This is a genomic window from Streptomyces sp. NPDC003943, from assembly GCF_053605265.1.
Genome location: NZ_JBSGIW010000026.1, coordinates 1 through 12,687, shown reverse-complemented (window position 1 = coordinate 12,687; position 12,687 = coordinate 1). Strand labels below are relative to the sequence as shown.

The window sequence follows — 12,687 nt, the reverse complement described above, 5'->3', positions numbered from 1 at the left end:
AGAAGGTTCCAGGGTCGATATCCGGGCCGACCCTGATGTCCGAGCGCCGCCGGACGTGTGACGATCAATTCATGTCCGCAGCCGCTCGCGTCGCCGACCTCGACGAACCGCCCGTCCGCAAGCTCTACCGGAGCGCCGACGGGCGATGGCTCGGCGGTGTCGCGCGCGGCCTCGCCGGACACCTCGGCCTGCCCGTCGTGTGGGTCCGCGCGTTCTTCGTGGCGCTCGGCTTCACGCACGGCCTCGGCGCGCTGCTGTACGCGGTGTTCTGGATCGTCGTCCCGCTCGGCGTCGGCGGCCGCGCCGCGCCCCGCCCCATGTTCGAGACCACGCCCGAGGGCCGCAGACGCCTGCGCAAGCCCGACAAGGGCCAGGTGCTCGCGCTCATCGTGCTCGGGCTCGGCGTCTCCGCCCTCTTCGGCACCGTCAAGATCGACCAGGAGGCCGGCCGCTACATCTGGCCGACCCTCCTCATCGGCGTCGGTGTCGTCCTGGTCTGGCGGCAGGCGGACAACGCCCGCCGGGCCAGCTGGACCGACCCCGACCGGCGGCGGCGCGCCTTCCAGCTCGCCCGCGGTCTCGTCGGCGTCGCCCTCGTCGGCACCGGCCTCGCCGTCTTCCTCGTCCTGCGCGGCTCCGTCACCGAGCTGGGCACGGCGCTCACCGCCGCGGTCGCCGTGCTCACCGGCATAGCCCTGCTCGCCGGACCCTGGCTGGTGCGCATGTCGCAGGACCTCAGCGAGGAGCGCACGCTGCGCATCCGAGCCCAGGAGCGCGCCGAGGTCGCGGCCCACGTCCACGACTCGGTCCTGCACACGCTGACCCTGATCCAGCGCAACGCCGACGACGCCGGCGAGGTCCGCCGGCTCGCCCGGGCCCAGGAGCGGGAGCTGCGGAACTGGCTGTACAAGCCGGAGGGCACGGGCAAGGACGAGGAGCCGGCCACGCTCGCCGAGGCGGTCAAGCGGGCCGCGGCCGAGGTCGAGGACAAGCACGGCGTCCCGCTGGAGGTCGTGGTCGTCGGCGACTGCCCGCTCGACGAGAAACTCGCCGCGCAGATGCAGGCCGCGCGCGAGGCGATGGTCAACGCCGCCAAGTACGGTGGCGAGGGCGGGCCGGTGCAGGTCTACGCGGAGGTGGAGGGCCGGACGGTGTTCGTCTCCGTGCGGGACCGCGGGCCCGGCTTCGACCTGGACGCGGTACCGGGCGACCGGATGGGCGTACGAGAATCGATCATCGGCCGGATGCAGCGCAACGGCGGATCGGCGCGGCTGAGATCCGTGCCGGGCGGGGGCACCGAAGTGGAGCTGGAGATGGAGAGGGCGGACGGATGAGCGACGGGAACGGGACCGAGACGGCGGGGCGGGGTGCGGAGCGCCGGGTGCGGGTCGTGCTCGTCGACGACCACCGCATGTTCCGCACAGGCGTGCAGGCGGAGATCGGCCGGCCCGACGTGACGGGCGTCGAGGTGGTCGGCGAGGCCGCGGACGTGGACCAGGCGGTCACGGTCATCACGGCCACCCGCCCCGAGGTCGTCCTCCTCGACGTGCACCTGCCGGGCGGCGGCGGGGTCGAGGTGCTGCGCCGCTGCGCGAGCCTGATGGCGGCGCCGGAGAACCCGGTCCGCTTCCTCGCCCTGTCGGTCTCCGACGCCGCAGAGGACGTCATCGGGGTCATCCGGGGCGGCGCCCGCGGCTATGTCACCAAGACGATCACCGGCACCGACCTGGTCGACTCGATCTTCCGGGTTCAGGAGGGCGACGCCGTCTTCTCCCCGCGCCTGGCCGGCTTCGTCCTCGACGCCTTCGCCTCGACGGACGCGCCGCCGGTGGACGAGGACCTGGACCGGCTCACCCAGCGGGAGCGCGAGGTGCTCCGGCTGATCGCCCGCGGCTATGCCTACAAGGAGATCGCCAAGCAGCTCTTCATCTCGGTGAAGACGGTCGAGTCCCATGTGTCGGCGGTGCTGCGCAAGCTCCAGCTCTCCAACCGGCACGAGCTGACCCGCTGGGCGACCGCCCGCCGCCTGGTCTGAATCGCGGGCCGCCCGCCGGGGCGGCCCGCACGGGTGAGCCGCCTCGGTCAGCCGACCCGGGTGGCGCCCGCGAAGGGCATCTCGTCGATCGGTGCGATCCGGACCGGGGCGCCCGGCCGGGGGGCGTGGATCATCTGGCCGCCGCCGATGTAGAGGCCGACGTGGCTGATGCCGGAGTAGAAGAACACCAGGTCGCCCGGGGCCAGTTCGGAGCGCGAGACCCGGCGGCCGGCGTTGATCTGGGTGTAGGTGGTGCGCGGCAGCGACACCCCGGCCGCCCGCCAGGCCGCCTGGGTGAGCCCCGAGCAGTCGTAGGCGGAGGGGCCGGTCGCGCCCCACACGTACGGCTTGCCGAGCTGGGCCTCGGCGAAGGCGATGGCCGCCGCGGCCCGGCCGGTCGGCGCCGTGAGAGGTCCGCGGCCGGCCGAGGCCCGGTCGGCGCGGTCCGTCGCCGCGCCCACGACCGGGCCCGCTCCGGCCGCGTCATGGCGTCCGGCGGTCACGGCGGCCTCGTACCGGGCCCGCTCCTCGGCGGTCAGCCGGGCGAGCAGGGCGCGGGCGGCGTCCAGCTTGGTCCGCACGGTCGCCTTCTGCTTCCGCAGCTCCGCCTCGTGCGCCTTCAGCTCGCGCAGCCGGTCCGCCGAGCGGGCGCGCAGCTGGCGTACGGCGGCCAGCTCACGCCGTACGGAGGCGATGGCCACGGCCTGCCGGTCGCCGGCCTTCTCGGCGAGGGCGGCCCGCTCCAGGTACTGGTCCGGGTCGGAGGTGAGGACGAGCTGGACGGCCGGGTCGAGGCCGCCGGAGCGGTACTGGGCGGCCGCGACGGCGCCCAGGGCGTCGCGGGAGCGGTTGAGCCGCTCGGTGCGGCGGGCGGCCTCGTCGCGCAGCCGGTCGAAGGCGGCCCGAGCCTGGCCGGCCTGCTCCTTCGCGCCGTTGTACTTCTCGGTGGCGACCTCGGCCTCCTCGTACAGCCGGTCGACATCGGCCTTGACCTGCGCGGGGGTGGGGCGGGGGGCGGCGTGCCCGGAGCCCTCGAAGACGGTCGCGGTGGCCGCGGAGGCGAGGGCCAGCGTGGCGGCGGTGCGGACGGCCTGGCCGCCGAGCGGGGAGTGCCTGGGCTTGCGGTGCGCTGCCACGAGGGCGGTCACATCCTCTCCCTGTGGGGGACGCTGCCCGCCGGGGCCGGCGGCGGTCCGCACAGGGGAGACGGGCCGCCGCCGGTTTCCCCGGCGGGGGTGGCCGACGACCGCCGGGCTGCGGCGGAGGTGGGGAGTCGGCCACCTGGGTGAGGACGCTAAACCTGGCTGCCGACGGCGAGCGGGAGTTGACCGCTATTGGCGCCAGATGTCGTTCCGGGACCGGTCCCGTCCGACTGGCGTGAGGTCACGCGGTGCTTCCGGCAGCCGCCTGACCGAAGCCCGGGACAAGCTGGACCCGCCAGGAAGGCGGTGCTATGGCCCCGGTTAGGCTCCGCCACATGGACGTACTCATTCATGTCTTCGTCGCCCTGCACATCATCGGAATCGGCGCGTTGCTCGGCGGATTCCTCACCCAGATGAAGGCGATGGGGGCCGGTACGGCCCGCTTCACCCCGGCGATGCTGCACGGCGCCCTGACCATGCTGGTCACCGGCGCCGTCCTGGTCGGCATCCACCAGGCCGAGGGCCACACCCTGAACAACATCAAGATCGGTATCAAGATGGCGTTCCTGGTCGTCATCCTCGGCCTGGTCTACGTCAAGCGCGACGAGGAGCAGGTCGACAAGGCCCTCTTCGGTGCGGTCGGCGGCCTGACCGTGGCGAACATCCTCATCGCCACCCTATGGGTCTGACCGCCCACGCCGAAGGTCCTCAGGCCGGGCGCACCGCGCCGTAGATCGGCATGTAGTAGATCGACTCCTCGCGCACGTACGCGCCCGGCTTCGGCGCGTGGATCATCTTGCCGTCGCCGATGTAGATGCCGACGTGGCTGATGTCGTCGTAGAAGAAGACGAGATCGCCGGGGAGCAGATCGGCGGTGGCGACCCGGGTGCCCACCTTCACCTGGTCCCAGGTGGTCCGCGGCAGGTCGACGCCGGCCGCGCGCCAGGCGGCCTGGGTGAGGCCGGAGCAGTCGTACGAGCTCGGGCCGGTCGCGCCCCACACGTACGGCTTGCCGATCTGGGCGCGGGCGAAGGCGAGCGCCTCGGCGGCCTTGGTCGCGTACGAGGAGCCGGAGGGCGGCGGCGTGGTGGGAGACGTGGTCGGGGTGGGCGTGGGCGTGGGGGTGGGCGTGGCGTTCTGCTCCTCGCGCTTGCGGGCCGCCTCCGCCTTCGCCCGCTCCTCGGCCTTGCGGCGGGCCTCCGCCTCCCGCTCGCGCTCCAGCTCCGTGAGCCGGGCCTTCTCCTCGGCCGTCAGCTTCGCCAGCAGGGCGCGCGCCTCGGCGAGCTTGTCCTGCACGGTCTGCTTGCTCGTGCGCAGCGCCTGCTGCGAAGCGGTCAGCTCGGCCAGGCTGCGGGTCGCCTCGGTCCGCTCCTTCGCCGCCGCGGCGCGCTGGGACTCGTACTCCTGGACGGCGGTGCCCTGCCGCTCGGAGAGCCGGTCCATCAGGTGCCGCTGCTCGAAGTAGTCCTGCGGGCTGTCGGCGAAGATCAGGGTGGCGGTCGGGCCGACGGCGCCGGCGCGGTACTGGGCCGCCGCGTACGAGCCGAGGGCCCGGCGCGAGACGTTGATCTGTTCCGTGCGGCGGGCCACGTCGTCGAGGATCCGGCCCACCTTGCGCCGCTGGCGGTCGGTGGCCTCCTTGGCCCGGTCGTACTCCTGTGTCGCGGCCCCGGCCTCCCGGTACAGCCGGTCGACCTTCTTCTGGACCTCCTCGACCGTCGGCTTCGGCGCGGCGGGCGCGGCCTGCGCGCCCTGTGCGGGCAGCAGGGCGACGGAGGTGACGGAGGCGAGTGCGGCCGTCGTGACACCGACGGCGGTGGCGTGGGGGCGGGTGGGGCGCGGCTTGCGATGGGATGCCAAGGCCGGCATCTCCTTCCGTGGACGCCGACCGGTGCGGGTGGGGGTTCGGCGTGGGCCGCCCGCTCGGCGTGGTTCGCCGACGGAAGCGAGGGGTAGGGGACGGGCCGCTTGGGCGAGCACGCTAGCGAGCCGTGGGGCGGCTGGGAAGGCCGGTGCGCCTTATGTCCGATACGTTTTTGTGACCTGAAGCGGACCGTCGCCCTCCGTGAGTTCGCGGTCACTTCCGGGGACTTCCGGGGACGGGGGCCGACTGTCAGTCCGGCGCCCTAGACTCGATAGGCGATGAGCAACAGCCTCTTTGACGACAGCTTCCTGGCGAGCCTCCAGCCCCACGCGGAGGAGCCCCCGCCCCTCCCCGAGGACGACCTGCACGGCGCGTACGACGACGAGCACGGCGCCCCGGCCGCGGAGGAGGTCCCGCACGACCTCTTCGGGGACCACTTCGACGCGCCCCCGGCCGAGCGGGACGCGTACTACCGCGACGGCGCCCACCGCCCCGTCGTGGACCCGGCCGCGCTCCTCGACGGGCTGAACGAGCAGCAGCGCGCCGCCGTCGTCCACACCGGCTCACCCCTGCTCATCGTGGCCGGCGCGGGCTCCGGCAAGACCCGGGTGCTCACCCACCGCATCGCCCACCTCCTGGCCACCCGGCACGTCCACCCGGGCCAGATACTGGCGATCACCTTCACCAACAAGGCCGCCGGCGAGATGAAGGAGCGCGTCGAGCAGCTCGTCGGCCCGCGCGCCAACGCCATGTGGGTGTCCACCTTCCACAGCGCGTGCGTCCGCATCCTGCGCCGCGAGTCGAAGAAGCTCGGCTTCACGTCCTCCTTCTCGATCTACGACGCCGCCGACTCCAAGCGCCTCATGGCGCTGGTCTGCCGCGACCTGGACCTGGACCCGAAGCGCTTCCCGCCGAAGTCCTTCAGCGCCAAGATCTCCAACCTGAAGAACGAGCTGATCGACGAGGAGACCTTCGCCGACCAGGCCGCGGACGGCTTCGAGAAGACCCTCGCCCAGGCGTACCGGATGTACCAGTCGCGGCTGCGCGAGGCCAACGCGCTGGACTTCGACGACATCATCATGACGACGGTCCATCTGCTCCAGGCATTCCCGGACGTGGCCGAGCACTACCGCCGCCGCTTCCGTCACGTCCTCGTCGACGAGTACCAGGACACCAACCACGCCCAGTACACGCTCGTCCGCGAGCTGGTCGGCGAGGGGTACGAGGACCTCGGCGCGGCCGAGCTGTGCGTCGTCGGCGACGCCGACCAGTCGATCTACGCCTTCCGCGGCGCGACCATCCGCAACATCCTCCAGTTCGAGGAGGACTACCCGGACGCGACGACGATCCTCCTGGAGCAGAACTACCGCTCCACGCAGACGATCCTGTCCGCCGCCAACGCCGTCATCGAGCGCAACGAGTCCCGCCGCCCCAAGAACCTGTGGACGAACGCGGGCGCCGGCGCGCAGATCACCGGCTACGTCGCCGACACCGAGCACGACGAGGCCCAGTTCGTCGCCGACGAGATCGACCGGCTCACCGACGCCGGCGACGCCAAGGCCGGCGACGTCGCCGTCTTCTACCGCACCAACGCCCAGTCCCGCGTCTTCGAAGAGATCTTCATCCGCGTCGGCCTGCCCTACAAGGTCGTCGGCGGCGTGCGCTTCTACGAGCGCAAGGAGGTCCGGGACGTCCTCGCCTACCTGCGGGTCCTCGCCAACCCCGAGGACACCGTGCCGCTGCGCCGCATCCTCAACGTGCCGAAGCGCGGCATCGGCGAGCGCGCCGAGGCGATGATCGACGCCCTCTCGCTGCGCGAGAAGATCACCTTCCCGCAGGCGCTCAAGCGCGTCGACGAGGCGTACGGCATGGCGGCCCGCTCCGCCAACGCCGTCAAGCGCTTCAACACGCTCATGGAGGAGCTGCGCACCATCGTCGACTCGGGCGCCGGACCCGCCGTGGTCCTGGAGGCCGTGCTCGAACGGACCGGTTACCTCGCCGAGCTGCAGGCGTCCACCGACCCGCAGGACGAGACCCGGATCGAGAACCTCCAGGAACTCGCGGCCGTGGCCCTGGAGTTCGAGCAGGAGCGCGGCGAAGAGGGCGGCTCGCTCTCGGAGTTCCTGGAGCAGGTCGCGCTCGTCGCCGACTCCGACCAGATCCCCGACGAGGACGAGGACGGCTCGGGCGTCATCACCCTGATGACCCTGCACACCGCCAAGGGCCTGGAGTTCCCGGTGGTCTTCCTCACCGGCATGGAGGACGGCGTCTTCCCGCACATGCGCGCCCTCGGCCAGACCAAGGAGCTGGAGGAGGAGCGCCGCCTGGCGTACGTGGGCATCACCCGCGCCCGCGAGCGGCTCTACCTGACCCGCTCCGCGATGCGCAGCGCCTGGGGCCAGCCCTCGTACAACCCGGCCTCCCGCTTCCTGGAGGAGATCCCGGCCGCGTATCTGGAGTGGAAGCGGACCGGCCCGATGGCCAAGCCCGCCGGGCCGACCTCGGGGATCACCTCCTCGCTGTCCTCCTCGCGCTCGCGCTCCGGCCCCTCGGGCTTCGCCACCCGCCGCACCAGCGACAAGCCGGTGATCTCGCTGCAGGTCGGCGACCGGGTCACCCACGACCAGTTCGGCCTGGGCACGGTCATGGCGGTGCAGGGCGCGGGCGCGGACGCGCAGGCCACGATCGACTTCGGCGACGAGAAGCCGAAGCGGCTGCTGCTGCGGTACGCGCCGGTCGAGAAGCTGTAAGGGCGGGCATACGGAAGAGGGCCCCGGCCGCTTCGGCGGTCGGGGCCCTCTTCCGTGTCCGTACGGGGTCAGCTCAGCGGGTCGAGGCCGTGGCTGCGCAGCCAGGGCAGCGGGTCGATCGCCGCGCCGCCGTTCGGCCGGACCTCGAAGTGGAGGTGCGGGCCGGTGGAGTTGCCGGAGTTTCCGGAGTACGCGATGACGTCGCCGGCCTTGACGCTGCCGGAGCGGATCTTGGTGCTGCTGAGGTGGCAGTACCAGGTCTCGGTGCCGTCCGGGGCGGTCACGATCGCCATGTTGCCGTAGGCGCTGTTCCACTGGGTGCGAACGGTGCCGTCGGTCGCGGACATCACCGGCGTGCCGTACTGCACGGGGAAGTCGATGCCCGTGTGCAGCGACATCCAGTTGACGCCGGCCTGCCCGAACCGGGCGCTGAGCTGGTGCAGCGTCACCGGCAGGAGGTACTTGGGCCGCAGCGCCTCCTTGCGGGCGGCCTCCTCCTCGCGCTTCTTCCGCTCCGCGTCCTGACGCAGCTTCAGGTCGATGCGCTCCTGGGTGCGGCTGGCGCGGTCGCCGAAGTCGCGGGCGTCGGCACTGAGCGCGGCGAGCTGGGTGTCCAGCTTGCTGTTGGCGGCGACCTGCTTCACGGAGGCCGGGTCGGCGGCGGCCATGGACGTCGTGTCGTCCTTGGTGTCGGCGCCGTCGGTGAGACCGCTGACCGAGGCGGCGGCGATGCCGGCCACGCCCATCACACAGGCGGACGGGACGGCGACGGTCAGGAGCGCGGAGCGCTTGGCGGGGGTGCGGCGCCGGCCGCGGCTGCCACCGCCGGAGCGGCGCACGGGGCGGGCCTGGAGTCCGGCGTCCGCGGTGGGAGCGGGGGTGGCGGCGAGGTCGGAGTCGCTGTCGTGGTCGGCGTCGTCGTACCGGGAGTCGTACGCGGCACCGAGGAGGTCCTGGTCGAGCTCCAGGGCGATCATGGTCTCGGCGTCGTGGAAGGCGTCGAGCCGGAGCTCCGGCTCGACCTCCGGGGCCTGCGGCTGCTGCTCGTACTGCTCCTGGTACTGCTGCTCCTGATACTGCTCCTCGTACGGAGCCTGGTACTGCTCCTGGTACTGCTGCTGTTCGTACGCCGCCGGGTCGTAGGAGTACCCGCCGGTGGCCTCGGGGCTGTACTGCTGCGGGACGACCGGCTCGGCCGCGACCTGGTTCCAGGCGGTGGCGTCGTACGCCCCGGTGTCGTAGCCCTGCTGCGTCCACTGCGCGGTGGTGTCGTACGAGGCGAAGGCGGCGGCCTCGTACTGGCCGGTCTGCTGGGCCTCGGTCCAGGCGGTGGCGTCCCACTGCGCCGTGGCGGTGTACGAGCCGTAGGAGTTCGTGTCCCACTGGCCGGTGGTGTTGCCGTGGTCGTACTGCGCGTACGAGGTGTACTGCGTGTGACCGCTCTGACCTGCGTCGTAACCGGTTTCGGCGTAGGTGCCGAAGAGGGGGTCGACGGAGTAGCTGCCCGTGGTCTGGGTGGCGTCCGTGCCGTACCCGGCGTGGGGGTGCTGGTCGTTCACCAACTTCTCTCTCGCCTCGACAGCAGGGGGTGGAGCTGGGTGGAGCGGGGGGTCAAGCAGTGGCGTGACTGTACCCGGCGGTACACGGGGCGGACAATCTTCGGAGGGTTTCGAGCCGCCGGGAAACGGGCAATCGGCCGCGTTTCGGGGGGTAGCGGAGAGAGCTTTGGCCCTGTGTTCGAAGAACGTTCGAAGAACGGCAACCGGAACGGCAACCGGAACGAGATCTTCTGGCGGTCGGTCAGGCCACGGAAGCGGTTTCGGGCCCGGCGTGAGGGCCGTCTTCGCGTCCGTCCCGCACATCGTCCGGTGCCCCGGCCGGCGCGTCCTCCTGTGCGCCGTCCGGTGCGCCGGACGCCGGGCCGCCGTCGGCGAGCACCCGCAGGATGCCGGCCGAGACCGCCGGATGGACCGGCAGCGCGAGGTGCCCGACGCCGCTGACCCGCACGTTCTCCACGACGAGGTCCGGGTGGTCGAGCCGGGCCGTCCGGACCGGGACCATCACCTCGTCCAGATCGCTCCAGAAACTCACGAACCGCGTACGGCAGCCCGGTGCCGGGCCCGCCAGCTCGCGCAGCACCTCCGAGCCCGGCCGCATCTGGCGCACCAGCGGGTGCGCGTCGGCCAGCGGCACGATGGTGGTGCCGGAGTGCGGGGTGCCGAGCATGACGAGGGTGCGCACCCGGGTGTCGCCGCCCAGGCGCTGTACGTAATAACGGGCGATCAGGCCGCCCAGGCTGTGGCCCACCAGATCGGCCTCGGTGTGGCCGGTGCGGGCGAGCAGCTCCTCCACCCGGCGGGCCAGCAGCTCGGCGGCGGTGCGCAGGTCGCCGGTGAGCGGGGAGTAGTTGAGCGACTCGATCCGGTCACGGCCGCGGCCGTCGCGGGCGAGTGCGCGGCGCAGCAGGACGAAGACGGAACGGTTGTCGACGAAGCCGTGCAGCAGGATCACCGGGCGCGGGCCGCTCGCGACGGCCGTAGTCGCCGTAGTGGGGCGGCGGCGTTCGGCGATCAGGCCGGAGGGGTAGAGGACCAGACGGCCGGCGAGGACCGCGAGCTCCAGAGCGGCTGCCTTCATCCGGTCGGCGAGCGCACCGACGGACATGCCGGTGGCCGACGGATCGGCGGGTGACGGGGTGGGGGTGGGCTCCATCGCCGACCTCCGTACGGTGCGGCGGGCCGCCGTACCTCCGTGCCGTGCGGCTGTCGGCGCGGGTGTACGGCGGCTCCGTGGCGGCTCCTCCGGGGGCGATCAAACGTCCCACGTGTGATTTCCCCCTCCCCGGCCACCGCGAAACGGCCAGGTGCGGGATGCTGGCGATAACGTTCGTTCACCTCCCCGGCAATCAGGCGCGGGGGTCGCATGTGGAGGCAGTGATGGGTGTGACCGGTCCGATCCGCGTGGTGGTCGCCAAGCCGGGTCTCGACGGCCACGATCGCGGGGCCAAGGTGATCGCGCGGGCGCTGCGCGACGCCGGTATGGAGGTCATCTACACCGGGCTGCACCAGACGCCCGAGCAGATCGTCGACACCGCGATCCAGGAGGACGCCGACGCCATCGGCCTGTCGATCCTCTCGGGCGCGCACAACACGCTCTTCGTGAAGGTCCTCGAACTCCTGAAGGAGCGCGACGCGGAGGACATCAAGGTCTTCGGCGGCGGCATCATCCCGGACGCGGACATCCCGCCGCTGAAGGAGAAGGGCGTCGCGGAGATCTTCACCCCGGGCGCGACGACCGCGTCGATCGTGGAGTGGGTCAACGCCAACGTCCGCGTGGCGGCCTGACGGCTTCTCGCGTTTTCGCGGTCGGTGACGCGAGCCGATGTCGTACGGGGCGGCCGCCCCGTACGACATGTGCCGCGGCCCGTCAGGCGGCCGCCAGCTCCGTGTGCATCGCGGCGCGCAGTTCCAGGGTGGACACCAGGCGTTGGAAGGCCTCCGACCAGTAGCCGCCGGCACCGGGGGAGGCGTCCTCCGCTTCGGCGGGTAGCGCGGTCAGGGCCGCGAGCCGGCCGGCCGTCGCCGGCGCGAGGCAGCGCTCGGCCAGGCCCATCACCCCGCTGAAGCTCCACGGATAGCTGCCCGCGTCCCGCGCGATGTCCAGGGCGTCGACCACCGCCCGGCCCAGCGGCTCCGACCACGGCACCGCGCACACCCCGAGCAGCTGGAACGCCTCCGACAGGCCGTGCGCCGATATGAACGAGGCCACCCACGCGGCCCGCTCCTCCGCCGGGAGCGTCGAGAGCAGCTGGGCGCGCTCCGCGAGCGAGGACGTGCCGGGACCGGCCGTCTGCGGAGCGGCCGGGGTGCCGAGCAGGGCCCGTGACCAGTCCGCGTCCCGCTGCCGCACCGCCGCCCGGCACCAGGCCGCGTGCAGCTCGCCCCGCCAGTCGTCGGCGACCGGCAGCGCCACTATCTCCTCCGGGCCACGGCCCCCGAACCGCGCCGCCCAGCAGTCCAGCGGCGCGGCCTCCACCAGCTGGCCCAGCCACCAGGAGCGCTCGCCGCGCCCCGCGGGCGGGGTCGCCGACACGCCGTCGTGCCGCATGCCCGCGTCGCACTCGTGCGGCGCCTCCACCACGATCGCCGCCGCCCCCTCCGTACGGTCGAGGGACACGCACGACGCGGCCCGCTCGGCCATCCGCGCGGCCAGCGCCGACGACGGCAGCGCGGACAGCAGCTCGGCGGCCGTCGCCCGCACGTTGCGACTGCGGTCGGACAGGGCTGCTTCCAGGAACTCCTCGTCCGCCGCGCCGAGCCCCGCGCGCAGCGAGTCCAGGAACATCAGCCGGTCCTCCGCCCGCTCGGCCCCCCACGTCGACGCCAGCAGCTCCCGGCCCTCGTCCGGGTCCTGCGCCCGTACGGCGGTGAGCAGCGCGACCCGCTCGGCGAACAGGCCCTCGTCCCACAGCTCCAGGACCGCCTCCCGGTCCGCCGGGTCCGGCAGCGCGCCGCCCCCGCCCGCGCCGCGCAGCGCGAACTTCCACTCCGGGTTCAGCCGGGCCAGCCACAGCCCGCGTGGCCCCGCGAACGCCAGCGCCTGCGGCCGCAGATCGGTCCGGGCCCGCGCCGCGTCCAGCAGCGCGGGCAGCGCGGCGGCCGGCGCGCGATAGCCCCGCTCGTTCGCCGCCGCAAGCCACTGCGGCAGCAGCTCCGCCAGATCCGGCGCCGCCCCGCGCCGCCCCCCGGACGGCACGGGCGCGGCCCTGCCCGCGAGCAACTGCCCCAGCCTGCGCCGCGCCACCGACGTCAGCGCGCGCAGATAGCCGGGGACGTCGCCGGCCGGGACGCCGACCGTCGAGGCGAAGGCCGAGTTCTTGGCCGGCTCGTCGGCGAG

10 protein-coding genes are annotated in these 12,687 nt (G+C 73.0%); 5 read left to right on the top strand and 5 right to left on the bottom strand.

The window, feature by feature from the left end; genetic code table 11:
* The first annotated feature begins 71 nt into the window (after positions 1 to 71).
* The gene (locus ACWEV0_RS13725) at positions 72 to 1,334 is read left to right on the top strand and encodes a PspC domain-containing protein (protein ID WP_453149334.1); all 1,263 of its coding nucleotides are present in this window, start codon (positions 72 to 74) and stop codon (positions 1,332 to 1,334) included.
* Positions 1,331 to 2,035, top strand: coding sequence for a LuxR C-terminal-related transcriptional regulator (locus tag ACWEV0_RS13720; RefSeq protein ID WP_453149333.1), 705 nt, complete (start codon positions 1,331 to 1,333; stop codon positions 2,033 to 2,035). Before ACWEV0_RS13725 ends, ACWEV0_RS13720 begins: the two co-directional genes overlap by 4 nt.
* 47 nt (positions 2,036 to 2,082) lie before the next feature.
* On the opposite strand, the gene ACWEV0_RS13715 is transcribed toward ACWEV0_RS13720, so the two are convergent.
* Positions 2,083 to 3,171 carry an NlpC/P60 family protein gene (locus tag ACWEV0_RS13715; RefSeq protein ID WP_453149416.1) on the bottom strand — a complete coding sequence of 363 codons (1,089 nt, stop codon included), beginning with the start codon at positions 3,169 to 3,171 and terminating at the stop codon, positions 2,083 to 2,085.
* A gap of 341 nt (positions 3,172 to 3,512) precedes the next feature.
* On the opposite strand from ACWEV0_RS13715, the gene ACWEV0_RS13710 reads away from it, so the two are divergent.
* Positions 3,513 to 3,866 carry a hypothetical protein gene (locus ACWEV0_RS13710; RefSeq protein ID WP_403795632.1) on the top strand — a complete coding sequence of 118 codons (354 nt, stop codon included), beginning with the start codon at positions 3,513 to 3,515 and terminating at the stop codon, positions 3,864 to 3,866.
* A gap of 19 nt (positions 3,867 to 3,885) precedes the next feature.
* On the opposite strand, the gene ACWEV0_RS13705 is transcribed toward ACWEV0_RS13710, so the two are convergent.
* Positions 3,886 to 5,046 (bottom strand): NlpC/P60 family protein, encoded by a 1,161-nt coding sequence (locus ACWEV0_RS13705; protein ID WP_453149331.1) that lies wholly within the window; start codon positions 5,044 to 5,046, stop codon positions 3,886 to 3,888.
* Between the two features lie 273 nt (positions 5,047 to 5,319).
* On the opposite strand from ACWEV0_RS13705, the gene pcrA reads away from it, so the two are divergent.
* Positions 5,320 to 7,791: a DNA helicase PcrA gene (pcrA, locus tag ACWEV0_RS13700; RefSeq protein WP_453149329.1), complete on the top strand. Its 2,472-nt coding sequence runs from the start codon at positions 5,320 to 5,322 to the stop codon at positions 7,789 to 7,791.
* Positions 7,792 to 7,859: 68 nt separating this feature from the next.
* On the opposite strand, the gene ACWEV0_RS13695 is transcribed toward pcrA, so the two are convergent.
* A complete protein-coding gene (locus ACWEV0_RS13695) occupies positions 7,860 to 9,350 on the bottom strand; it encodes a M23 family metallopeptidase (RefSeq protein ID WP_453149327.1) in 1,491 nt (496 codons plus the stop codon).
* Positions 9,351 to 9,591: 241 nt separating this feature from the next.
* Positions 9,592 to 10,503, bottom strand: a complete 912-nt coding sequence (locus ACWEV0_RS13690; protein WP_453149326.1) for an esterase/lipase family protein — start codon at positions 10,501 to 10,503, stop codon at positions 9,592 to 9,594.
* Positions 10,504 to 10,727: 224 nt separating this feature from the next.
* Here ACWEV0_RS13690 and ACWEV0_RS13685 point away from each other — a divergent pair, with 224 nt between their 5' ends.
* Positions 10,728 to 11,135 (top strand): cobalamin B12-binding domain-containing protein, encoded by a 408-nt coding sequence (locus ACWEV0_RS13685; RefSeq protein ID WP_403795639.1) that lies wholly within the window; start codon positions 10,728 to 10,730, stop codon positions 11,133 to 11,135.
* 82 nt (positions 11,136 to 11,217) lie between these two features.
* Here the strand turns inward: ACWEV0_RS13685 and ACWEV0_RS13680 are convergent.
* The coding region (locus tag ACWEV0_RS13680; protein ID WP_453149324.1) for a DUF5691 domain-containing protein at positions 11,218 to 12,687 on the bottom strand (1,470 nt) is incomplete at its 5' end.

Coding starts and splice junctions, on each gene's coding strand:
- ACWEV0_RS13705 (WP_453149331.1), bottom strand. CDS start 5,046: ATGCCGGCCTTGGCATCCCATCGCAAGCCGCGCCCCACCCGCCCCCAC.
- pcrA (WP_453149329.1), top strand. CDS start 5,320: ATGAGCAACAGCCTCTTTGACGACAGCTTCCTGGCGAGCCTCCAGCCC.
- ACWEV0_RS13720 (WP_453149333.1), top strand. CDS start 1,331: ATGAGCGACGGGAACGGGACCGAGACGGCGGGGCGGGGTGCGGAGCGC.
- ACWEV0_RS13685 (WP_403795639.1), top strand. CDS start 10,728: ATGGGTGTGACCGGTCCGATCCGCGTGGTGGTCGCCAAGCCGGGTCTC.
- ACWEV0_RS13710 (WP_403795632.1), top strand. CDS start 3,513: ATGGACGTACTCATTCATGTCTTCGTCGCCCTGCACATCATCGGAATC.
- ACWEV0_RS13690 (WP_453149326.1), bottom strand. CDS start 10,503: ATGGAGCCCACCCCCACCCCGTCACCCGCCGATCCGTCGGCCACCGGC.
- ACWEV0_RS13725 (WP_453149334.1), top strand. CDS start 72: ATGTCCGCAGCCGCTCGCGTCGCCGACCTCGACGAACCGCCCGTCCGC.